Raw genomic sequence first — 23,633 nt, forward strand, 5'->3', positions numbered from 1 at the left:
AAATCTACTGAAATTAGCTATATAATTTTGGTACTTATGTGAGGTCGGTGCGACCTTGTTAGCTTGGGTAAACTTGGCACGTTGGTGCTATTGACCAAGAAGCTCCCACTTCAACCGTTAGGTAAGTGGAGAGTAGTTCACCATAGTATATTTATACTATATGAAAGATGGTTTTTCCCTATTACACTTTAAATTTTCATAGGCCTTATTAGTGGTTTTTATTGTATAAAGAAAGTTTTTCTATTAAAGAGGATACCTGAGTATCTTCTATTTGACTAAAATCATCATAATAAAAACCAACTGCCACAAAATTTATGGGAGTTACAATACTTATTACTTCATCTACTAAAGTACTTAAATAATGTACCGTATTTTCAGGAGCTATAGGAGTAGCTATTACAATCTTTTTAGCACCTTGTTTTTTCAAAGACTCAATTGCAGCTAAAGTAGTAAATCCTGTTGCTATACCATCATCTATTAATATGGCAATTTTATCTTTTACCTTTGGGAAATTGGCATTTCCTTTAAATTTTTTTGTTCTACTATGAATTTCCTTTATTTGAACTTCCACTTCCCTTTGGATATATTCCTCAGATATATGGCTATCATAAACATAATTCTCATTCACAAAGTAAGTACCATCAGGAGCCACAGCACCTAGGGCTATTTCCTTGTTCATAGGGGATCTGATTTTTCTAGGAATGATTAAATCCCAATGAAAATTATTGTCTATGATAGAATCGTAAGCCACGGGCAATCCACCACGAGGAATGGGAAGTGCTATTACATCCTCTCCTTTGTATTTACTTAATAATTTAGATAATCTCTTTGAAGCTTCAAATCTGTCTTTAAACATATAGCTCACACCTTTTACAATACTTAATATGCCATATTAGTGTATGTAAAATTTAGAAATAATATTAAGGCATATTCAAAAAATAAATTAGTCATTTCACTGGTTATTTGAATTATTTTCTTTTTTGATTTTATAGGGAATAATAGATATTGACAAAAATAAAACTATATCGTATTATTACAATATAACAATATTGGAGGAGAAGGCATGGAATACTATAAGGATAACCCTAAGTTGTTCGAAGAAAATGCAGCAATACTAAAGGCCATAGCCCATCCAGTACGATTATGTATAGTAAAAGGTCTTCTACAGAGGGGGCCTAGTAATGTGACGAGTATGCATAGTTGTTTGGGTATGCCTCAATCTACCATATCTCAGCATTTGTCCAATTTAAAGAAGGCAAATGTTATAGAGGGTGACAGGCAAGGTCTCGAAGTATTTTATAGGGTTTCAAATAAAAAGGTTAAAAAAATCATAGAAGTGATGTTTTAGATTAGAAGGACAAGTGGTTTGTCCTAAAAAAATAAACATAATATCCATATATTACGATATTACGATATGAATGGGGGATTAATCATGAAAAAAAGAATATTGATAGTTGGCGGTGTGGCAGGAGGAGCTACAGCAGCGGCTAGACTTAGGAGATTAGATGAACAATCAGAAATAATCATATTTGAAAGGGGAGAATATATTTCCTTTGCAAATTGTGGCCTACCTTATTATATAGGAGATGTAATAAAGGAACGAAGTAGCCTATTAGTACAGACTATAGAAGGTATGTCTAAAAAGTTTAATTTAGACATAAGGAATTTTAGTGAAGTAGAAAGTATAGATAGACAGAATAAAAAAATAAAAATAAAGAACCTAAAAAGCGGAGAAGTGTATGAAGAAAAATACGATGAACTGATTTTATCACCAGGGGCTAGTCCTATAAAGCCACCTATTAAAGGGATAGATGAAGCTAAGAGTTTATTTACCCTTAGAAATATGAAGGATACGGATAAAATAAGGGCTTATGTTGATGAAAATAGTCCTAAGTCAGCCGTAGTAATTGGTGGTGGATTTATAGGAGTTGAAATGGCTGAAAATCTTCATGAAAGAGGAGTGAAGGTAAGTTTAGTTGAAATGATGAATCAAATAATGGCTCCCCTTGATTTTGAAATGGCATCCATATTACACAGTCATGTAAAGGAAAATGGTGTAGATTTAATTTTAAAAGATGGTGTGTCAGAATTTAAAAATAATGGTACAAAGGTAGTATTACAAAGTGGAAAAGAAATAGATGCGGACATGATAATATTAGCCATTGGCGTTAGACCAGAAAATAAATTGGCAAAGGATGCAGGCCTTCATTTAGGTGATGGAGGTGGTATTAAAGTTGATGAATATTTAAGAACTAATGACAAGAACATTTATGCCATAGGAGATGCCATAGAAGTAATTGATTATGTGAATAAAAAGCCTACTATGATTCCATTGGCTTGGCCGGCCAATAGACAAGGAAGGTTAGTGGCAGATAATATATATGGAAAAAATAGAAAATATAATGGAACTTTAGGAACCAGTGTAGCTAAAGTATTCCATATGACTGCATCAACTACAGGAAATAATGAAAAAACTCTAGAGAAATTAGGAATCAAATATGAGGTTGCCCATATACATCCTAAATCCCATGCAGGATATTATCCAGGGGCATTGCCCATAGCTTTTAAATTAACTTTTAATCCTGAAGATGGAACCATATATGGAGCACAAGGTGTAGGCTATGATGGTGTTGAAAAGAGAATAGATATTATAGCAACGGCAATAAAAGCTGGTCTTAAAGTAGAAGATTTACAAGATCTAGAGCTTGCCTATGCACCACCTTACTCTTCAGCAAAGGATCCTGTTAATATGTTAGGATATGTGGCTACAAATATTATGGAAGGAACCCTTAAGCAAATACAATGGTATGAAGTAGATGAAATTATTAAAAATGGAGCTATGTTCATAGATGTGAGAGAAGAATTAGAAAGGGAGATGGGTTATATAGAGGGAACTATAAATATTCCATTAGGAGAGTTAAGAGATCATTTACATGAATTACCAAAGGATAAACCTATATATGTAACTTGTCAAGTTGGACTTAGGGGATATTTAGCCGCTAGAGTTCTTGAATTAAATGGATTTAAAGCTGTAAATCTAGATGGTGGATATAGAACCTATTCAGCTATAAATTGTGGTGAAGAAACAAATATGATTTGTAATGTGAATGTGGGGGATGATGGAATGATTGAAAATATAGGTGCTCATATTAAGATAGATGCTTGTGGATTACAATGTCCAGGCCCTATAACTCAGGTCTATAAGGCCATGGAGCAATTAAAAGATGGAGAAATATTAGAAATATCTGTTACGGACCCTGCCTTTTCACAAGATATTAAGGCTTGGTGCAAAAAAACTGGAAATACCCTTTTAAAGACTGAGTTTGTAAATAAAAGCTTTAAGGCATTCATTAAAAAAGGTAGGAAAGCAGGAATAGTGACCGAAGTTATTAAAAGTGAAAAAGAAGGTGCTACTTTAGTAGTATTTAGTGGAGATCTTGATAAGGCCTTAGCTTCTTTTATAATAGGTACAGGAGCAGCTACTATGGGTAAGAAGGTTACCATGTTCTTCACTTTCTGGGGTCTTAATGTATTAAGAAGAGAAGATGGACCAAAGGTAGAGAAGGATACACTAGAGAAAATGTTTGGTATGATGATGCCAAAGGGAGCAAATAAATTACCCCTATCTAATATGAATATGGGGGGAATGGGAACTAAGATGATAGAGCACGTTATGAAGAAAAAGAATGTGGATAGTTTAGAAACATTAATTAAAAATGCTATAGATTTAGGAGTAGAATTAGTAGCTTGTTCCATGTCTATGGATATAATGGGCATAAAAAAGGAAGAGTTAATAGATGGAGTAAAGTTAGGTGGAGTAGCCACCTATCTAGGAGAGGCAGAAGATTCAAATTTAAATTTATTCATATAGTGGGGGTGGCTTTGCCACCTCTTTAATTGTCAATTAAAGTAAGAGAGTTTTTTTATTTCCTGGGAAAAATGTCGTTATTGTAAGATAATTGCTATAGATTTATCATATGAAAACTTACTCTAGGTGAATCTATTTCAGGAAAATATATTTACCTTCATAGAAAAGTCACTGTATAAATGAAAATAAAACCCAATAAAAATTGAGTTTTATTTTAGTCCGAACCGGCACAATAAGAGGAATGAAATTTATAATAATAGGATGAGGATAATAGGTATAAATTAATGGGATATTTATTATACTAGAATTACGAAAATATTATTTTAGTATTTTAGAAAAGCCATTATAAAAACTTACTTTCTTCATGACTTCTTCTCAATGTTATTTTTAGTATTTTTCATGATTTTTATGTTTTATTAAATATTCCATAATAAACACATTCAACTATTTCATTTTTAAAGTATAATGCTTAGATTTTAAATTGAAGCATTTTTGTTTATATGAATCTATTTTATGAGAGGAAAATAGGACAAGTATTAAGAAAAAATTAAAAGTCATAAAATCTATTGTTTTGACATTTTTTTTAGTATATATTTATGTATAGAGAAGGTTTTTTATTGAGAGGGTGGTAATTTGACAGATACAAAATTTTCCTATAGAAAGATAATAGGTGTGGTATTTTTGGGCATGTTTGTGCACATGTTTATTAATAATCCGAATGTGAAAACTTATGTAATTAAAATATTTAATCCCCTATTAGTGGCCTTTGCAATAGCCTATTTATTAGATAATTTAGTGAAAGCTTTGGAACCTAAAATGGGAAGAAGTACAGGAGTTGCAATATCCTTAGTAATAATTATTACCTTGGTACTAATAGCTGCTACCATTATAATTCCAACTGTAGTAGAGAATATATCTAATATACTAAAATTAATTCCAGAGATAGACAATTTTCAGTTTGAATCAGTGGAGAAGTATATACCTAAGGGAAGTGAAGCATATTTTGCTGACGCTGTGACCTATGCTAAAACGGCCGTAGAAAAAATACTTTTAAAAGTAGGAGAATTTTCATCTAAGCTATTAGAAGGTCTTTTAAGCACAGCTATTAAATTTACTTCAAGTATTATTAGTATAATAGTATCCTTTGTTATAGCCATATACATGCTATTAGATAAAAAGGATTTGTTAGGCAGAATTAAAAGGGTTAATTATGCATTTTTAGATAGGAAAACTGCTGATTATTTAGTTTATATTACCCAAAAATCCCATGAAATATTTTCAAACTTCTTTGTGGGAAAAGCCATAGATTCTGCAATTATTGGGTTATTATGTTTTGTAATATTATTAATGTTTAAGATTCCTTTTGCCATGGTTATAGGAATTGTGGTGGGAATAACTAATATGATTCCTTATTTTGGGCCAATAATAGGAGCTGTTCCAGCCGTAGTAATTACTATTTTTTCTGGATTAGATAAGGCAGCCATAGTGGGGATTGTAATATTTGCTTTACAACAATTTGATGGACTAGTATTAGGTCCTATAATCCTAGGAGATAAGGTGGGTGTAAGGGCATTTTGGATTATTGTGGCAGTAACTGTAGGTGGTGCTGTTGCAGGAGTACTAGGAATGCTTCTAGGAGTTCCCGTATTAGTTCTTATTAAGACTTTAATTGAAGAAGTAGTACATGAAAAATTAAAGAAAAAGAACATGGAAAACTTGTGTATGGAAGACATAGCTCCTGTAGCTGATAAAAAAAAGAAGAAAAAAATCTTTAGCAAATCTTAAAAATATATGATGAAAATCTGCATAAAAATTTGAAATGCAGATTTTTTGTTTGGATTTCTAGGTTTATATTACCACAAAGAAATTTAATTAGGTCATTAGGCATAGCCAAATGAAGGAATTTAATGTTAAAATATTAGGGATGGATACACAACAAGAAATAGAAAGTTACATAGCGGAAACTTTCGAAAAATAATAAGGGGGAAAGGAGGAGAATAATGAAAAATATAACTTTAGATTATTCTAAATCAAGTATTAAAGAACATGAAATAGAGTATTTAAAAGAGGCAGTAAAGATAGCTCATAAAATGCTTCATGAAAAAACTGGTCCAGGAAATGACTTCTTAGGATGGGTTGACTATCCAGTTAACTATGATAAAGAGGAGTTTCAAAGAGTTAAAAAGGCAGCTGAGAAGATTAAAAATGATTCTGATGTATTAATAGTAGTTGGAATCGGAGGCTCTTATTTAGGAGCAAAGGCTGCTATTGAAGCCTTATCTCACTCTTTTTATAATGAACTTTCAAAAGAACAAAGGAAAACTCCAGAAATTTATTTTGCTGGAAACAATATAAGTTCTACCTATTTAAGACATCTTTTAGATGTAATAAAAGGAAAGGATATTAGTATTAATGTGATCTCCAAATCTGGAACTACTACAGAACCAGCCATTGCATTTAGAGTTCTTAAAAAGTACATGGAAGAAAAGTACGGAAAAGAAGAAGCTAAAAATAGAATTTATGCCACAACAGATAGTACTAGGGGAGCCCTTAAACAATTATCTACTGGGGAAGGTTATGAAACCTTCGTGATTCCAGATAATATAGGAGGAAGATTTTCCATATTTACACCAGTGGGAATGCTACCTATTGCAGCTGCTGGTATTGATATTGAAAAAATCATGGAAGGTGCTAAGGCTGCAAGGCAAGAGTATAATAATGATAATTTAGATGAAAACTATTGTTATCAATATGCAGTTGTTAGAAATGCCCTTCACAGAGCTGGTAAAGACATAGAGTTACTAGTTAACTATGAGCCATCTCTTCAATATGTTTCTGAATGGTGGAAGCAATTATATGGTGAAAGTGAAGGAAAGGACCAAAAGGGTATATTCCCAGCATCAGTGAATTTTTCAGCAGATTTACATTCTATGGGTCAATATATTCAAGATGGAAAAAGACATTTATTTGAAACTGTGTTAAATGTAGAAACTCCAGAACTTGAGATGGAAATTGAACCTAACGATGAAAACTTAGATGGATTAAACTATTTAGCAGGTAAGACTATAGACTTTGTAAATAAGAAAGCCTTCCAAGGAACATTACTTGCCCACTTAGATGGTGGAGTACCAAATATTATAATTAATATACCGAAAATGAGTGAATACTATTTTGGTAAATTAATCTACTTCTTTGAAAAGGCCTGTGGTCTTAGTGGATACATGTTAGGCGTAAATCCATTTGATCAACCAGGAGTAGAAAGTTATAAGAAAAATATGTTTGCATTACTTGGTAAGCCAGGTTTTGAAAATTTAAGAGAAGAATTATTAAAGAGAATATAAAGGCGGTGTTAAAATGTTAGTATCAGGAAAATCTATACTTCAACATGCCCATGAAAATGGATATGCTGTAGGAGCATTTAACGTAAATAACATGGAACAGGTTCAGGCTATTATTGGAGCAGCAGAAGAAACTAACTCTCCAGTAATTATTCAAGCAAGTCAAGGTGGACTTAAGTATGCAGGAGTTGAATTAATTGCTGCAATGTCTAAAACTCTTGCTGAGAACACTACAGTACCAGTGGCTATTCACTTAGACCATGGAACTGACTTTACTCAAATAATGAAGTGTCTAAGAAATGGATTTACTTCTGTTATGATTGATGCTTCTCACTATGAATTAGATGAAAATATCAGAAGAACTAAGCAAATCGTAGAAATGGCTAAAGCTGTTGGAGTTTCTGTAGAAGCAGAACTTGGAAAAATAGGTGGAGTAGAAGATGATATTTCTGTAGATGAAAGGGATGCTACATATACAGACCCAGATGAGGCGGCTAAGTTTGTTGCTGAGACTGAAGTTGACTACCTTGCAATTGCTGTAGGAACAGCCCATGGACCATACAAGGGAGAGCCAAAATTAGACTTTGATAGAATTAAAGTTATCAAAGAAAGATTAAATATGCCCCTAGTATTACACGGTTCATCTGGAGTTCCAGAAGAAAGTATCAAAAAGGCCGTATCTTTAGGAATCAATAAGATAAACATTGATACAGATATTAGACAATCATTCCACAGAGCAGTTAAAAAATTCGTAGCTGAAAACCCAGATGTTTACGATCCAAGAAAGATTGTAGGACCTGCGAGGGACGCTATGAGAGAAGTAATAAAAACTAAAATGGAAATGTTCGGATCAGCTGGAAAAGCATGGAGATAATATGAAAATAGGCTGTCTCACAATAAAAGTGAGACAGCCTATTTTCGTACAAGAAATAAAAAAAGGCAAACTTAAAAAAAGTTCACCTCTAGTATAATTAAGTTACCACACCAAATTAATACCAAGGAGATTATATTAAGAAAAGGAATACATATCAATTATTGCATTTTCTATTTCAAGACGGAAAATCTTTCATGGATACAAGTATTCAGTGTATAAAATTGTTGATATGGTAACAATATAATATATATTTATATTTTATATATATTATATTGTTAAAATTGTATTGAAATAATAACTAATGAATGAAAAAAACTGTATACTTATTATGAAATATGGATTATAATAAATTAAATATCGAAATAACAAAAAAGGAGTTGATATATATGAAATATAAGCTACTTTCAAGTATTTTTTATAGTGATAATGAGAATTATGAGACCTTCTATAAAAATAGATTTAATAGTGAGTCAACGTATAAATTCAACTTCAAAGTAGGAAATTATAATTCTTTTGTTGTTATTAATCATGAAATATTGCAAAGGGTTGAAAGAGTTATAGAAATGGATAAACAACTATTATTACAACTAAAGAGTGTTCCAATAATAGCAATAGACCAATATACAAAAAAATGTTTAATTGATGAAATAAAAATGACTAATGAAATAGAAGGTGTTAATAGTACAAGAAAAGAAATAAACGATATTCTAAATGATAAAACAGATAAGAAAAAACAAGAGAGATTATATGGATTAGTGAAAAAGTATGAAATGTTGTTATATGAAGATATAAAACTTGAAACATGTAAAGACATTAGGAATTTATATGATGAATTAGTTCTTAAAGAAGTGGTAAAGGAAGATTCAAGCAATGAACCTGATGGTAATATTTTTAGAAAAAATAAAGTTTATGTGCAAAGTCCTACTGGAAACATAATTCACAGTGGTGTTTACCCTGAAGACAAGATTACAGAGAGTATGTCCCAATGTTTAAATATTTTAAAGAATGAAGAATATAATTTTTTAATTAGAATAGCTGTTTTTCATTATATGTTCGGATATATTCATCCATTTTATGATGGAAATGGGAGAACAAGTAGATTTATAAGTAGCTATCTGTTATCTCGTAAATTACAACATTTAGTATCCTACAGATTATCATATACAGTAAAAGAGAATATTAAATCCTATCATAAAATTTTTAAGGTGGTCAATGATGAAAAAAACAGAGGAGATATAACATATTTTGTCATAAAATTCTTTGATATTCTCATAGAATCAATTAATGATTTGTGTACATCTTTAAATGAAAGATATAATAAATTAAAGTATTTTAGATCTATAATAAATAATATGTCTGAGGATGAAAAAATAAAAAGTATTTTATTTGTATTGATTCAAAATACTTTATTTGGAGATAGTGGATTAAGTGTAAGTGAGATATGTGAAATTTCTAAGGTAGGAAATTCTAAGGTTAGGAAGGCACTTAAAGATTTAAAAGATAAAGGTGTATTATTGATTGAAAAGGATGGAAGAAAATATATGTATGACATAAATTTAGATAAAATAACTAATTATTCATAGTATTATAGAGGAAATTAGATTTGTTCCTGGTTTTTATCAGGGACATCTTCATATGAAAATCTTAATATAAGCTTTGTAAATTCAATCATATATCTAAGGTATAAGGCATATGAAAAAAATAAACTAGTCAGGTTCCTGAGGAATTTCAATTATTTTCAAGGCATGGTGAGGGAGCATATTAAACATATTTAAGCGACTCCATAATGAAGAAAATAATTCAAATAACCAGTGAAATAATTAATTTATTTTTTGAATATGCCTAAAGCTGATTTGATTGGAAAAATAGATATGAGAAAATTGTAGAACAAAATGAGCTTTAGGCTCCCTTTATTCTAAATGCCTTGTTGAGTTTTATTTAGTACGATTTCACGTATGCAAACAATTCATCTAATAATGCTACTCTTCTATCTAACAATAATAATGGATGACCCACCTCTGAAAAATTCATGGCTTTTGGCTTTTATAATTCCTGAACTTGATTATTTTCCTTTTTAAAACGTTTACATTATAATAGAATTGAATGTCATTTGTGAAATATGGACTTTTTACAAATATAGTAACGAAAATGTAACTATGGAGGAGGTTTTTCATGAAAAAAAAGGTGGTTTGTGAGATGGAAGTCACTTTAGATATAATAGGTGGAAAATATAAGGCCACAATTTTATATATATTAGGAGGAGAGGGAACAAAGCGATTTGGTGAATTAAAATCTTTCATTTGTAATGTGTCTCATAAAACTTTAACTAATCAATTGAGGGAACTAGAAGAAGATGGTTTAGTTCATAGAGAAATATATCCAGAAGTTCCTCCAAAGGTGGAATATAGTTTAACAAAAAAGGGAAAGACACTGATCCCCATACTAGAAGCCATGTGTGAATGGGGAGAAATAAATATGGGAGACAAATATGAACTAATAAATCCATTATGTAAATAAAAGGCATATGAAAGAATTAAACTAGTCAGTTCTATGAGGAATTTGGATTATTTTCAAGGCATGGTGAGCGAGCATATTAAATATATGTAAGCGAATCCATAACGAAGAAAATAATTCAAATAACCAGTGAAATGACTAATTTATTTTTGAATATGCCTAAGAGGCAGAGATTTAACTTCTGCCTTTTGGTAGCTTTATATTGAAAGTTACATATTGATTTTTAGATTCGGCCCAGATGTTTCCACCGTGGAGTTTCACTATACTTTTACATATACTAAGGCCTAATCCGCTACCACCCTTAGAACTATTTCGAGATTTTTCTAATCTATAGAATCTATCAAAGATTTTAGTTAGTTCGCTAGGGTCAATAGTATCTGCCTTATTAGTAACAGATAAAAGAACATGATCCATATGGTTATATAGTTTTATATGAACAATACTAGGTTTCATACTGTATTTTATACTATTAGATATGAGATTTTCAAAAACCCTTACCATTTTATCTCCATCTAGTTTAACTATGACGGGTTCATTTGGAACATGTAGACTTAAGGTCACATTGTTATCATCTGCCATAACAATCATTTCATCTACTAATTGTTTTAGCATACCGTTTAATCTTATGGAGGATTCATTAAGGTCTATACCCTTGTTGGTTAATTTTGTATATTCAAATAAATCATCTATTAATACTTTTAGTTTTTCAGCCCTGTTAAAGGCTATAGTCGAATATTCCTTTAGTTCTTCTTCAGTAGAATATTTTCCATCTTTCACTAGATTCAAATAACCAATAATAGAAGTCAGTGGAGTACGTAAATCATGGGATACATTGGTTATTAACTGGTTTTTAGTTATCTCTGCTTCCCTTTCCTTTGCTATTTTTATTTTTAGTTCTGATTCCATATGGTTTATATTCTGAGCTAGAAGGGATAGTTCATTACCTCCCCTTACAGGAACTTTATAATCTAAATCTCCCTTTGCTATTTCCATAAGGCCACTAGATATTTCTTCTATATAGGATACGGCCTTCTTAGTCAAAAATAAGAAGAAAGCTATAAATGTAATGGTACCTAATAATAGGCCTGCCCCTAATATGTTTTCAGAATATTTATATTTTACTTCGGGAGTTGGTATGGAACTTACTATTAAATAAGTCTTAACATCTTTAAAATTAATGGGGTAGAAGGTATAAAATACCTTTCGTTGATACAATGAAGTATCTATCCTTGAATGAAGTATATCTCTTATTAATTTGTGGATATCCACTTTTACAGAAGGGTTATCTCCAACAGATATTAAAATATTTCCATCTAAATCTGTAATCATTATATTTAAGTTGTAGTTCATGTTGTATTTATTGATTATTTCTTCTATATGAACTTTGTTTTCCAAGGAAAAATTACCATTTACCAACTGAGAAGAAAGATTTGTAGATAATCTATCTATAGAGTTCATACTATTTGTATAATCAATATAAGTGATTCTACCAAAGTCATTATACTTAAGTATTTTAACTGTAAATGCCACTGTAATTACGGAGATTATTAGACATATGCCTGTTATGGCTAATAGCTGTAGTCTTAAGTAGGAATTAAAATTTCTCCTAGTAGAATTATATTTATCTACTAAGGAGGATAATAGGTGCTTTTTTCTATCCTTCAACTTTATACCCTACTCCCCAGATAGTCTTTAAATACTTTGGACTTCTAGGATTTTCTTCAATTTTCTCACGAATTTTCCTTATATGAACCATTACTGTATTATCAGATTCAAAAAAGGTCTCTCCCCATACGGATTCATATATTTTTTCTATACTAAAGACTACTCCCTTATTTTCAGCTAATAATTTTAAGATGCTAAATTCTCTAGGTGTCAATTTTACTTTTTCATCCTTTATGGTAACTTGGTGAGTACTAGTATTTATTTTTAGATCATCTATTTCTATTAAATCATTTTCCAAGTATGTAGAATTAAATTTCTTATATCTTCTTAGTTGTGACTTTACTCGGGCCATTAACTCCAAAGGATTAAAGGGTTTAGTCATGTAATCGTCTGCTCCTATGGTTAATCCTAATATTTTATCCGTATCATCTCCCTTTGCAGATAAAATTATTATAGGTATATTTTTACTTTTTCTAATTTCTATACATGCAGATATTCCATCCATATTAGGCATCATCACATCTAATATTATAAGATCTATCTTTTGATTATTAAGTATATGTAAAGCTTCCTCACCGTCAGATCCTAAGATTGTATCGTAACCTTCGCCCTTAAGATATATACTAAGCAGGTCCCTAATTTCCTTCTCATCATCAACAACTAGTATAAGCTCATTTTCCATAATATACACTCCTTTAGGTTTCACCTTATAAATAGTTTCGTACTATCCACGTGTTTTTAACATAAAAGTTTTTCATAAGAACTGTTAACTAATCATCTTTATCATTAATTTTAACATTTAGTTAAATATTTGAGGCCTTATGATTTTCTTAATATTTAGGTTTTATAGATTTTTTGATTTTAAATTTGTTTTATACAGTAACTTGCCTACAAGGGAAAAGATTTTCAATAGTTTCCTGAAATAGGCCCGCATAAAGCAAGTTTATACACCAGAAATCTATATAAGAAGAAAATTTATACTATAATAAACTAAATATTATCATAGTATAAGAAATTATAAAAGAAGATGGAAAATTATTTAACCATTTCTATCCATTAAATGGTAGAATATATTTTGGGCTGTATTTCATATGAAATGGTAAAATCAAATTAGGATATATATGGTGGAGGGCTTATATGGGAAAGGTGCTCAATAGACATGTGTGGATAATAGTTTTAGGAGTTATAGTTTTTATAGCATTAATTAGCATCAATATAAATTTAATGGGAATTACTTATATAGTAACAGGACAGGATACGGTAAGTACAGTGGGGAAAGTTATAGGTTTTGAGGAAGAAGATGATTTTACCCATGATAGAAATTATATAAAAAGGGCTCCTCTTATAAAGTTCATAGATGAAAATAGTGTGGCCAGAATATTTAAAGGAAAGTTTCAGTATAATAGTTTATATAGTGAGGAAGAGTGTGTAGATTTAATTTATTCTAAAGATAATAAGGAATTGGTAATTATAAACTCTTATAAGGAGTATTTGACCAATTTATTAAGTATATTTATCTTATTAGTATTGATTCTTATATTTGTTGTTCCAAATATAGGTAAAAAGAAATATAAATAAATTATAAAAAAGTATCTTTTTTAAGCTTAAAAAAGATACTTTTTTATTGACTATAAGATACAGAGGGTGTATTATTAAATTAATATATGAATAGATGTTCATATGTAACGGGAAATAAAAAGAATATAACCATATGGGGAGGTTTTTAAATGAATGAAAAACATACACATAATCATGGATGCTGCTGTTGTTGTGATTATGGTGAGCATAAAAATCATGAAGAACATATAGATAGGGAACCATGTAATAGTAAAACTAATTGCCAAGAAGATGAGGACGGAAGCCACCACCATGAGGAGGGTGACTGTTGTGGACACCACCATAATGATCATTTGAAGAATGAAATAAATAATACTATGAAAGAAACTGCTACTTCAATGGGTAAGGATTATATGATAAAAGAGTTTTTAGTGAAGGGGTTACACTGTGGATCTTGTGCAGCTAAAATAGAAGATAAAGCAGGGAAGCTAAGTGATGTAAATAGGGTAATTATGAACTTCGCCACTTCTACATTAACTATAGAAGGTAGTAAAAAACATATGGATTCCATAATAAATGAAGTTAAAACTATAGTAAATCAAGTGGAACCGGGAACCATAGTAACGGAAAAAAGTCATACAAGTAAGAATGAAATAAAAGAAGAACCTACAAATAAATCAAGGCTATATAGAATGGGTATGGGAATACTAGTATTTCTAGGAGCATTATATTTTAGGGATGAATCTTTTAGTGTACTACTATTCGCAATGAGTTATTTTGCCATAGGAAAGGATATAATATTAAAATCCCTTAGAAATATACTAGGAGGACAATTGTTTGATGAGAATTTCTTAATGACCATAGCCACAGTGGCAGCCTTTGCCATAGGAGAATATCCAGAAGCTGTAATGGTTGTACTATTATATGAAATAGGAGAGCATTTCCAAGAAAAAGCAGTAGAATCTTCTAGAAAATCCATAGTAGATCTTATGGATATAAGACCTGACTATGCCAATTTACAAGAAGAACATGACCTTAAAAGAGTGTCACCCTATCATGTTAATAGGGGAGATATAATAGTAGTAAAACCAGGAGAAAAGGTACCATTAGATGGTGAAATAATAGAAGGGTCATCTTCTGTAGATACATCAGCTTTAACGGGAGAATCAGCCTTGAGAGATGTAACTAAAGGAGATGCAATAGTAAGTGGTTTCATAAATATAGATGGAGTTCTTACTATAAAAGTTAGTAAAAACTTTAAAGAATCAGCCGTATCTAAGATACTAGACCTAGTTGAAAATGCCAGTGGTAAAAAGGCTAAAACGGAAAAGAGAATAACTAAATTTGCTAGATACTATACACCAGTAGTAGTGTTAGCAGCTATTATAACAGCCCTATTACCCCCACTTTTAATGGAAGGTGAAAGTTTCCATCTATGGATTTACAAGGCAGCAATATTCCTAGTAATATCTTGTCCCTGTGCCCTAGTAATATCTGTACCAATGGGATATTTTGCAGGATTAGGAGCTTCTTCTAAAAATGGTATTTTAGTTAAAGGTGGAAATTATCTAGAGGCACTAACTGAAATAGATAGGGTAGTATTTGATAAAACAGGAACTTTAACTAAGGGAAATTTTAAAGTGGATAAAATAGTAGGTGCCAATGGAATTTCAAAGGATGAACTATTAAAATATACATCCTACGTGGAAAGTTTTTCAAACCATCCAATTGCCTTATCAATAATTAAGGAATATGAAGGAACAATAGACAAAAAGCTAGTTAAAGAATATAAAGATGTTACGGGTAAAGGTGTTATGGCCCTAGTTGATGGAGTGAAAGTGGCTAGTGGTAATAAGAGACTTATGGATCAATTAAAAATAGAATGTGATTCTGTAGATGAAGTTGGAACCATAGTGTATACTGCCATAGATGGTAAATATGGAGGACATATTCTAATAAAGGATGAAGTTAAGAAAGATTCAAAAGATGCCATAAGAAAACTTAAAGAGAATAATATAAAAGAAGTAGTAATGCTTACGGGTGATAAAAAAGAAGTGGCTGATCTAGTAGGTAAAGAGTTAAATATTGATAGGGTATATTCAGAACTTCTACCTCAAAATAAGGTAGAAAAGGTGGAGGAATTATATGATGAAAATATTAAAGGCCTAGCATTTGTAGGGGATGGTATAAATGATGCTCCCGTACTTGCAAGGGCCAACGTGGGAATTGCTATGGGTGGCGTTGGCTCTGATGCTGCCATAGAAGCTGCTGATGTGGTAATAATGAATGATGAACCATCTAAATTAGCAGTAGCCATAGAAATAGCTAAGAAAACTAAAAAAATAGTAAATATGAATATAGGTATGTCTGTAGGTATAAAATTATTAGTATTCATATTAACATTTATGAATTTAGGTACTATGTGGTTAGCCATATTTGCCGATGTGGGTGTGGCCACATTAGCCGTAATGAACTCTATGAGAATATTAAAAGAATAGAGTTAAGGATATGAAAAAAATAAACTAGTCAGAGCACTGAGGGATTTGGATTATTTTCAAGGCATGGTGAGTGAGCATATTAAGTATATGTGAGCCATTCCATAACGAAGAAAATGATTCAAATGACCAGTGAAATGACTAATTTATTTTTTGAATATGCTTTAAGGATAGCCCAGGGCTATCCTTATTTAGCATCTATTATATCTATAACAAATCTATTATCATCTTTACTTAAATCAATGACTTGTGAATTATCTAGAATTATAAGGGGATTAGGTATATCCTTTTTATTTATTTTTATAATTTTACCTTCTTCTTTCGTGTTGAGTAATACCCTTTCTCCCGTATAATAACCTACCATATTGTTAAAAAAGATATTCCAATAAGTGTAATCATATTTGTGTAAAGACTCTTTGTGCATAATACCTAAGGCTTTTAGTGGAGAATATTTCCTCTTGTAAGAGCGTTCCGTATTCATGGCACTAAAGGCATCTGTTATGGCTATAATTCTACCAAATTTATGAATTTGATTTCCCATTATTTTAAGGGGATAACCAGAGCCATCCATTCTTTCGTGATGCATTAAAACTCCCATGTAAACAGATCTGTCTAAATTAGGTATATTTTTTAATATTTCATAACCTATTAGGGCATGTTTTTGTATGTATTTAAATTCTTCTGTAGTGAGTTTGTTAACTTTATTTAAAATAGCATTATCTATTTTGATTTTTCCAATATCATGAAGTACAGCGGCATAGAGAAGGTTATTTAATTCATTCTCTTCTAATTTCAACCATTTTCCTAGCATGTAGCTTAAAATACCCACATTTATAGAGTGGGAATATAGGTATTCATTATTAGGATCCCTCCCTATAATGTTAACTAGGGTATTTCTAAAATCAGTAAACTCCTTAGATATTTCATTTTGAACACTTTTTAATTGGTTTATACTCTCATTACTATCAGATTGGAAATTATCAAAAATATTTTTCACGTTACTAGACATGGTTTCTAATACGTGTACTTTGTTTTTCAAGTTTTCACTTGACTCATCTATAAAATTTTGAATATTTTTATCTTCTTTAAACTCTCCTTTTATAAAAACAGATAAGGTCTCATCAATTCTCAGGATTTTTTCTATATATTTCCTAGTAAGGATCACATCTTTCTTTAGTAAGACCGTATCATTATATTCTAAATCAAGAGCTAATGTCATACCGGGGATTAATAGGTGGGGTTTAATCACTCTTATGTTATTAGACATATAAACATCCTCTCTAATGAAAATAATTATGCTAATTATATAATACCGTATAAACCCACTTAATTGAAAGATAATATTCCTTAAAATTTAAAATAAACCTCCTGAAAATGCATGAATAGGGTATTTTCAGGAGGTCATTTACTTTTTTGGTAAATCTATGGAAAATCTAGATCCCTCGTCATAGGAGGTATCTAATGTTATGGTACCTCCATGAAGTTCTATAATGGCCCTTGTTATGGAAAGGCCAAGGCCTGTGCCTCCCGTTTGGGAACTTCTAGATTTATCTTTTCTTACAAAGGGTTCAAATATATCTTGTCCTATAGATTTATCTATTCCAGGACCAATATCTTCTATAATTATGGAAATATAATTATTAAAATCTAATAATTTTAGTGTTATAGTATTATTTTTAGGAGAATATTTAATAGAATTATTTATTAAATTGTTTATGGCACGTTCTAATTTATTAGGATTAAACTTGAGAAATATTCTATTATCAGGAATATGAAAATCATATTCTATATTCTTTTCTTCAAATTCAGGAATGAAATCTATTAAAACTTGCCTTATAAATTCACAAATATCCCTTTCTTCTAAATCAATGGAATAATTACCACTTTCCATATGGGATAACTCAAATAAATCTTGAATTAAATTATTGGCCTTTTTACTATTAGATACTATAATCTCTAAATACTTCTTGCTATAATCCTTTTGTTCATAAAGGGTTTCAGCATATCCAATAATATTTGTAAGGGGTGTTTTTAAATCATGGGAAATATCTAGGATAAGCCTTTTTCTATTAGCTTCAGATTTTTCTCGTAAACTTATCTCCTCATTTATTTTATGGGCCATATTATTAATAGAGTTTTTTAAAAGTTGAAGTTCATTCTTAGATTTGAAATCTACATTCACCCTATAATTTCCCTTACTAATTTCATCCACACCTTTAACTAGCTTTTTTATAGGCTTTATAATACTTGTGGAAGTTACCTTAGCAAAGATTAAAAAGACAAGTAAATAGCTTAAAATTAAGAAGAAAAATGACTTTTTAAATGTATTTACAATAAATTTAGAGTTAATATCATCATAGTTAGGGTTAACAGTTAATAATATGGTATTTTTATCAGGAGGGTAAAAGACATCCTTACTAGCTTTACCACCCATCTCTAGCTCTCTAAAATCTTCATAAGAATATTCATACCCAACTTTATGAATGCTGTTATATTGGTTTTTTACTACTAAATTTTTATCTAAAAGTTCTATATAGGCATTATCAGGCAGATTAGATTTTGAAAAACCCTTTTCTATTCCATAATTTTCAACGTTAGCATATACTTCTTCTGATGTTATAAGGGGGATACTATATTGTCTAAATATTAAGTATATACTTCCTACCACCGTGGAAAATAATATGGCAATGAGAATAATAAACAATAATATGTAATTTAAGAAGAATTTAGTGGCAAGGGAATGGATTGTAAAGAACTTTTTTTTATCCATTGGATTTGACCATTCTATATCCGATACCCCTAATAGTTCGTAAATATTTAGGTTTTTTAGGGTTGTCTTCTATCTTATCTCGAATATGACTTATATGAACCATAATAGTATTATCGTCTCCAAAATACATATCTCCCCACACTTCTTCATAGAGTTGTTTCTTTGTGAAAACTTTTCCTAGGTTTTCCATGAACAACATTAAAAGTTTCAGTTCCTTAGGGTTTAGATCTAAAATAGTACCTCCCTTTTTTATAGAATAGGAGTCTAAATCTAAGACCAAGTCTCCATTATATATAACTCTGGCATTTTCCTTAGAAGAATATCTTAGATATCTTCTTAATTGGGCTTGGACTCTAGACATGAGCTCTATAACGCTAAAGGGTTTCACCACATAATCATCTGCACCTAAACCTAGTCCTAGAACTTTGTTTTGCTCTTCTCCTTGAGCCGTTAAAAATATAACTGGAATTTCACTGCCTTTTCTTACTTCTTCTAAAACCGTGTATCCGTCTATCTCTGGCATCATAACATCTAATATTAATAAATCTATATTATTTTCTTTGAATTTAATCAATGCTTCACGACCATTGGATGCTTCTATGACTTCATATCCTTCTCTTGATAAATGAAGTTTAACTAAATTCCTTATGTTTTCCTCATCTTCAGCAATTAAAATTCTAATGGGCATAAAATACCTCCTTCTTCTATGTATAGTATAAACAATTTATGACAAGTGTTTAAGTAAAAATATTAAAATTAATAATTTTTTGTAGAATTTATAAACTAAGTTATGATTAGACAAATTTATATGGGGTAAAAAATAAGCATCAACAAAATTTGTTGATGCTTTATCACTTTTTATTTATAGTTTTTGTTCAAATAAGATGTCATGGCCCTTTTTATATAGTTTAAAGTTTTCTTTACGGCCTCATGAACTGTATATGTTGTGTCTTGGCTTATAACTTTAGAGAGCATGCCTTGATATATGAGAAGTATCATTTCATTTATTTCGTCCATGTCTTCTTCATTGATGAATCCATCTTCCACACAGGGATATAATATGAATTTATTCCTAGAATAAATATTTCCATCAGTAACCATGGGAATTAAATCTTCAAAATCACTACTTAATTCTTCTGGATAAAGGGCATAATATTCTCTCATGGTAGCGTTTAGATCTACACTAAATTCATTGAAAAATATGGCTTCATATATTTTGGGATTATTATAAGAATAATATAAGAAACACTCCCATACTCCTAAGAATTTATCTACAGAATTAACTTTATTTTTTAAGTAACTTGGGAGACTAAAGGAATAGTACATCAAATATTTTAAAGAAGCAAAAAATATAAGATGATTAAGATTTTTGAAGTAATTGTATAATGTAGCACTATTATAACCGGCTAAATTGGATACCTTTCTAATAGTTACATTTTCAATACCTTCACTTTCTATAATTTTATGGGTTGCTTCAATGAAGTATCCCATCATACGTCTTTTTTTCAAAGTTTTGTTATCCATAATGTATCCTTTCTATAATTAAGGCTTACTTAATTAGTAAGTATAAAAAGTATATTTATTAATACATAATTTTAATCATTTATAGTTATCCTATAATTTAGAACACCATCAAATTATATCATAAATTATTGAATTTTAGAATGAACATTAGGTACAGATTTTAGACTTTATCAATAAAAAAAAAAAATATACTTCTAAAATTCTGAAAGTTATGTTATTATTAAAGAAAAAGTAATCATGATTATAAAACTAACTATGATTATCTTTTATTTAACATTATTTTTACAACTTAAAGAGAAGGGAGTGCCTGAGTTGAAGTTAGAATTAGGGAATTTTCATGTAAAAGATATTGTTTTTGGAAATGAAACTTCGTACAAAGATGGTTTACTTACTGTAAACAAAGAAGAAGCTTTAAAGGTAGTATTTGAAGATGAATGTATAACAGAAGCTGAATTGCATATTGTTAAGCCAGGAGACAAAGTACGTTTAGTTCCTGTTAAAGAGGCTATGGAGCCAAGATGCAGGGTAGCAGGAGGTCCAGTATGGCCAGGAGTTACTGGTGACTTAATGCAGTCTGGAGAAGGTAGAACTCATTGCTTAAAGGATTGTAGTGTATTAGTAGTAGGAAAGCATTGGGGAGGATTCCAAGATGGTCTTATAGACATGTCTGGAGAAGGAGCCAAGTACACATATTACTCTAAATTAAAAAACATAGTACTTGTAGGTGACACTAACGAAACTTTTGAGCAAAGAGAACAACAAAAGAAAAATCGTGCTCTTAGATGGGCAGGAATGAGATTAGCTGAATATATAGGAAATTGCGTTAAGGATTTAGAGCCTGAAAATATGGACACTTATGAATTAGCTCCTCTTACTAAGAGAAGTGATGAAGTTAATAAGTTACCTAAGGTTGCTATAGTTCTTCAACCTCAATCTCAAATGGAAGAATTAGGATATAACGATTTATTATATGGATGGGATTGCAACAGAATGTTACCAACTTTCATGAATCCAAATGAAGTTTTAGATGGAGCTATGATTTCAGGTTCATTCATGCCTTGTTCATCAAAATGGTCTACATATGACTTCCAAAACTTCCCAATGATTAGAAGATTATATGAGGAACATGGGAAAACGATTAACTTTGTTGGAGTTATAATGTCAAACTTAAATGTTGCTTTAGAGCAAAAGCAAAGGGCAGCACAAATGGTTGCACAAATGGCTAAATCATTAGGAATAGATGCGGCAGTAGTAGCAGAAGAAGGATATGGAAATCCAGATGCTGACTTTATAGCGTGTACAGTTGCATTAGAAGATGTTGGAGTTAAGACTATTGGATTAACTAATGAATGTACTGGAAGAGATGGAATGTCTCAACCACTAGTAACACTAGACACTAAGGCCAATGCCATAGTATCTTGCGGTAACGTATCTGAGTTAATAAAACTTCCTCCAATGGAAACAGTATTAGGTGAATTAGAAGCGTTAGCTCGCGATGGTTTATCTGGTGGATGGGCTGATGATGAAATATTAGGATCTTCAGTAAAGGAAGATGGTTCAATTATTATGGAAAATAATGCAATGTTCTGTGGTGACCAAGTAGTAGGTTGGTCAGATAAGACAATGTCTGAATATTAGGAGGTGACTAAGGATGAAAAAAGCTGTAATTTATATTAATCAATTTTTCGCCGGTATAGGTGGAGAGGACAAAGCGGATCATGCACCTGAAATAAGAGAAGGTTTAGTAGGACCAGCATTAGCCTTAAATTTAGGATTAGGTGAAGATGTTGAGGTAACTCACACAGTTATCTGTGGAGATAACTTCATGGGATCTAGAAGAGAAGAGGCAATTGAAATCATTCTAGGATTTTTAAAGGATGTTGAGTTTGACGTATTCTTTGCAGGACCAGCATTTAGAGCAGGAAGATATGGAAGTGCTTGCGGATTTATCTGTGAAGCAGTAGAAAATCAATTTAATGTTCCTGTGTTTACTTCTATGAATGATGAAAATCCAGGAGTAAAAATGTTCTCTAAGAAAATGCATATTTTCGAAGGTGGTAAAAGTGCTGCTGCAATGAGAAAAGATGTTGGAAAGATGGCAAAATTTGCCCTTAAAGTGTTAAAGGGTGAAGAGTTATTAACTGCTCAAGAAGAAGGATATTTCGTTAGAGGAAAGAGACACCAAAGATGGTTAAATCCTCCAGTGCCTGCTACTGAGAGAGTTATAGACATGCTTCTTAAGAAAATCAATGGAGAAGCTTTCCAAACAGAATTACCGATTCCAGAGCAAGATTTAGTTCCTATAGCACCAGCAGTTAAGAATTTATCTGAGTGTAAGGTTGCAATAGTTACAACTGGTGGTATAGTTCCAGTTGAAAACCCAGATAGAATTCAATCTGCTTCAGCTACAAGATGGGGTAAATACAACATAACTGGATTAGATACTCTTCCGTCTAAGGACAAGGAGTGCACAGTTGATACTGAGTATAAGTCTTATAAGACTATTCATGCAGGTTTTGACCCAGCAGCTGCAGATGCTGATCCTGACGTAATTGTTCCTCTTGATTCATTACGCACATATGAAAAAGAAGGAAGAATTGGAAGTGTAGCAGAGTATTTCTATACTACAGTAGGAACAGGTACTACGGAAGCAGAAGCTAAGAGAATGGGAGAAGAAGTAGCTGAGCATATGAGAGAAATCGGTGTGGATGCAGTTATCATGACATCTACGTGAGGTACTTGTACACGTTGCGGTGCAACGATGACAAAAGCTATTGAAAAAGCTGGATTCCCAATTGTTCAAATGGCGAACTTAATTCCAGTTGCTAAAACTGTAGGAGCTAATAGAATGGTTCCAACAATTTCTATACCTTATCCATTAGGAGATCCTGCAACTTCTAAGGAAGATCAATGGAAACTTAGACATCATAGAGTGGGTGTAGCTCTTGATGCTCTAGAAACAGAAATTGAAGAACAAACTGTATTTAAAGTAAAAATATAAGTCGGTTTAAAAGACATAACACATAGG

General features: G+C 31.1%; 18 protein-coding genes. 11 read left to right on the top strand and 7 right to left on the bottom strand.

Annotation, left to right across the window (positions count from 1 at the left end):
• Window positions 1-208 precede the first annotated feature (208 nt).
• Window positions 209-856: a phosphoribosyltransferase gene (locus N4A57_RS09030; RefSeq protein ID WP_293657672.1), complete on the bottom strand. Its 648-nt coding sequence runs from the start codon at window positions 854-856 to the stop codon at window positions 209-211.
• Between the two features lie 207 nt (window positions 857-1,063).
• Between N4A57_RS09030 and N4A57_RS09035 the strand changes: the two genes are divergently transcribed.
• The 7 genes from N4A57_RS09035 (at window position 1,064) to N4A57_RS09065 (ending at window position 10,597) form a co-directional block, all read left to right on the top strand.
• Window positions 1,064-1,348: an ArsR/SmtB family transcription factor gene (locus N4A57_RS09035; protein ID WP_293657673.1), complete on the top strand. Its 285-nt coding sequence runs from the start codon at window positions 1,064-1,066 to the stop codon at window positions 1,346-1,348.
• Window positions 1,349-1,432: 84 nt separating this feature from the next.
• Window positions 1,433-3,871: a CoA-disulfide reductase gene (locus tag N4A57_RS09040; RefSeq protein WP_293657674.1), complete on the top strand. Its 2,439-nt coding sequence runs from the start codon at window positions 1,433-1,435 to the stop codon at window positions 3,869-3,871.
• 630 nt (window positions 3,872-4,501) lie between these two features.
• Window positions 4,502-5,653 (top strand): AI-2E family transporter, encoded by a 1,152-nt coding sequence (locus N4A57_RS09045; RefSeq protein ID WP_293657675.1) that lies wholly within the window; start codon window positions 4,502-4,504, stop codon window positions 5,651-5,653.
• Window positions 5,654-5,868: 215 nt separating this feature from the next.
• Entirely contained in the window at window positions 5,869-7,209 is a 1,341-nt protein-coding gene (locus N4A57_RS09050; RefSeq protein ID WP_330671490.1) for a glucose-6-phosphate isomerase, read from the top strand.
• 13 nt (window positions 7,210-7,222) lie between these two features.
• A complete protein-coding gene (locus N4A57_RS09055; protein WP_293657676.1) occupies window positions 7,223-8,080 on the top strand; it encodes a class II fructose-1,6-bisphosphate aldolase in 858 nt (285 codons plus the stop codon).
• Between the two features lie 386 nt (window positions 8,081-8,466).
• The gene (locus N4A57_RS09060) at window positions 8,467-9,663 is read left to right on the top strand and encodes a Fic family protein (RefSeq protein ID WP_293657677.1); all 1,197 of its coding nucleotides are present in this window, start codon (window positions 8,467-8,469) and stop codon (window positions 9,661-9,663) included.
• A 589-nt stretch (window positions 9,664-10,252) separates the two neighbouring features.
• Window positions 10,253-10,597 carry a winged helix-turn-helix transcriptional regulator gene (locus N4A57_RS09065; protein WP_293657678.1) on the top strand — a complete coding sequence of 115 codons (345 nt, stop codon included), beginning with the start codon at window positions 10,253-10,255 and terminating at the stop codon, window positions 10,595-10,597.
• A gap of 171 nt (window positions 10,598-10,768) precedes the next feature.
• On the opposite strand, the gene N4A57_RS09070 is transcribed toward N4A57_RS09065, so the two are convergent.
• Window positions 10,769-12,259 (bottom strand): HAMP domain-containing sensor histidine kinase, encoded by a 1,491-nt coding sequence (locus N4A57_RS09070; protein WP_293657679.1) that lies wholly within the window; start codon window positions 12,257-12,259, stop codon window positions 10,769-10,771.
• Window positions 12,249-12,941 (bottom strand): response regulator transcription factor, encoded by a 693-nt coding sequence (locus N4A57_RS09075; RefSeq protein WP_293657680.1) that lies wholly within the window; start codon window positions 12,939-12,941, stop codon window positions 12,249-12,251. Before N4A57_RS09075 ends, N4A57_RS09070 begins: the two co-directional genes overlap by 11 nt.
• A 455-nt stretch (window positions 12,942-13,396) precedes the next feature.
• On the opposite strand from N4A57_RS09075, the gene N4A57_RS09080 reads away from it, so the two are divergent.
• Window positions 13,397-13,837, top strand: a complete 441-nt coding sequence (locus N4A57_RS09080) for a hypothetical protein (RefSeq protein WP_293657681.1) — start codon at window positions 13,397-13,399, stop codon at window positions 13,835-13,837.
• 149 nt (window positions 13,838-13,986) lie between these two features.
• Complete coding sequence (locus N4A57_RS09085) at window positions 13,987-16,314, top strand: heavy metal translocating P-type ATPase (protein ID WP_293657682.1); 2,328 nt, start codon at window positions 13,987-13,989, stop codon at window positions 16,312-16,314.
• 184 nt (window positions 16,315-16,498) lie between these two features.
• Here the strand turns inward: N4A57_RS09085 and N4A57_RS09090 are convergent, their stop codons facing one another.
• The 4 genes from N4A57_RS09090 to N4A57_RS09105 all read right to left on the bottom strand — a co-directional run bounded on the left by N4A57_RS09090 (window position 16,499) and on the right by N4A57_RS09105 (window position 20,605).
• Window positions 16,499-17,578 (bottom strand): HD-GYP domain-containing protein, encoded by a 1,080-nt coding sequence (locus N4A57_RS09090; RefSeq protein WP_293657683.1) that lies wholly within the window; start codon window positions 17,576-17,578, stop codon window positions 16,499-16,501.
• A 138-nt stretch (window positions 17,579-17,716) separates the two neighbouring features.
• On the bottom strand, window positions 17,717-19,081 hold the full coding sequence (locus tag N4A57_RS09095; protein WP_293657684.1) for a sensor histidine kinase: 1,365 nt from the start codon (window positions 19,079-19,081) through the stop codon (window positions 17,717-17,719).
• Complete coding sequence (locus tag N4A57_RS09100) at window positions 19,074-19,769, bottom strand: response regulator transcription factor (protein ID WP_330671491.1); 696 nt, start codon at window positions 19,767-19,769, stop codon at window positions 19,074-19,076. The genes N4A57_RS09095 and N4A57_RS09100 overlap by 8 nt, the downstream gene beginning before the upstream one ends.
• Before the next feature lie 170 nt (window positions 19,770-19,939).
• Window positions 19,940-20,605, bottom strand: a complete 666-nt coding sequence (locus tag N4A57_RS09105; RefSeq protein ID WP_293657685.1) for a TetR/AcrR family transcriptional regulator — start codon at window positions 20,603-20,605, stop codon at window positions 19,940-19,942.
• Between the two features lie 303 nt (window positions 20,606-20,908).
• On the opposite strand from N4A57_RS09105, the gene N4A57_RS09110 reads away from it, so the two are divergent.
• The gene (locus N4A57_RS09110) at window positions 20,909-22,243 is read left to right on the top strand and encodes a glycine/sarcosine/betaine reductase component B subunit (protein WP_334303722.1); all 1,335 of its coding nucleotides are present in this window, start codon (window positions 20,909-20,911) and stop codon (window positions 22,241-22,243) included.
• A gap of 13 nt (window positions 22,244-22,256) precedes the next feature.
• Complete coding sequence (gene grdH / locus N4A57_RS09115) at window positions 22,257-23,606, top strand: betaine reductase selenoprotein B (protein WP_293657687.1); 1,350 nt, start codon at window positions 22,257-22,259, stop codon at window positions 23,604-23,606.
• Window positions 23,607-23,633: the final 27 nt, after the last annotated feature.

Source organism: Anaeromicrobium sp., assembly GCF_025210435.1.
Classification (GTDB): domain Bacteria; phylum Bacillota; class Clostridia; order Peptostreptococcales; family Thermotaleaceae; genus Anaeromicrobium.

What these genes read in the sequence shown, in the direction of transcription:
- N4A57_RS09050 (WP_330671490.1), top strand. Translation starts at nt 5,869, where the DNA reads ATGAAAAATATAACTTTAGATTATTCTAAATCAAGTATTAAAGAACAT.
- N4A57_RS09055 (WP_293657676.1), top strand. Translation starts at nt 7,223, where the DNA reads ATGTTAGTATCAGGAAAATCTATACTTCAACATGCCCATGAAAATGGA.
- N4A57_RS09040 (WP_293657674.1), top strand. Translation starts at nt 1,433, where the DNA reads ATGAAAAAAAGAATATTGATAGTTGGCGGTGTGGCAGGAGGAGCTACA.
- N4A57_RS09030 (WP_293657672.1), bottom strand. Translation starts at nt 856, where the DNA reads ATGTTTAAAGACAGATTTGAAGCTTCAAAGAGATTATCTAAATTATTA.
- N4A57_RS09105 (WP_293657685.1), bottom strand. Translation starts at nt 20,605, where the DNA reads ATGGATAACAAAACTTTGAAAAAAAGACGTATGATGGGATACTTCATT.
- N4A57_RS09085 (WP_293657682.1), top strand. Translation starts at nt 13,987, where the DNA reads ATGAATGAAAAACATACACATAATCATGGATGCTGCTGTTGTTGTGAT.
- N4A57_RS09095 (WP_293657684.1), bottom strand. Translation starts at nt 19,081, where the DNA reads ATGGATAAAAAAAAGTTCTTTACAATCCATTCCCTTGCCACTAAATTC.
- N4A57_RS09090 (WP_293657683.1), bottom strand. Translation starts at nt 17,578, where the DNA reads ATGTCTAATAACATAAGAGTGATTAAACCCCACCTATTAATCCCCGGT.
- N4A57_RS09065 (WP_293657678.1), top strand. Translation starts at nt 10,253, where the DNA reads ATGAAAAAAAAGGTGGTTTGTGAGATGGAAGTCACTTTAGATATAATA.
- N4A57_RS09035 (WP_293657673.1), top strand. Translation starts at nt 1,064, where the DNA reads ATGGAATACTATAAGGATAACCCTAAGTTGTTCGAAGAAAATGCAGCA.
- N4A57_RS09075 (WP_293657680.1), bottom strand. Translation starts at nt 12,941, where the DNA reads ATGGAAAATGAGCTTATACTAGTTGTTGATGATGAGAAGGAAATTAGG.
- N4A57_RS09060 (WP_293657677.1), top strand. Translation starts at nt 8,467, where the DNA reads ATGAAATATAAGCTACTTTCAAGTATTTTTTATAGTGATAATGAGAAT.
- N4A57_RS09100 (WP_330671491.1), bottom strand. Translation starts at nt 19,769, where the DNA reads ATGCCCATTAGAATTTTAATTGCTGAAGATGAGGAAAACATAAGGAAT.
- N4A57_RS09080 (WP_293657681.1), top strand. Translation starts at nt 13,397, where the DNA reads ATGGGAAAGGTGCTCAATAGACATGTGTGGATAATAGTTTTAGGAGTT.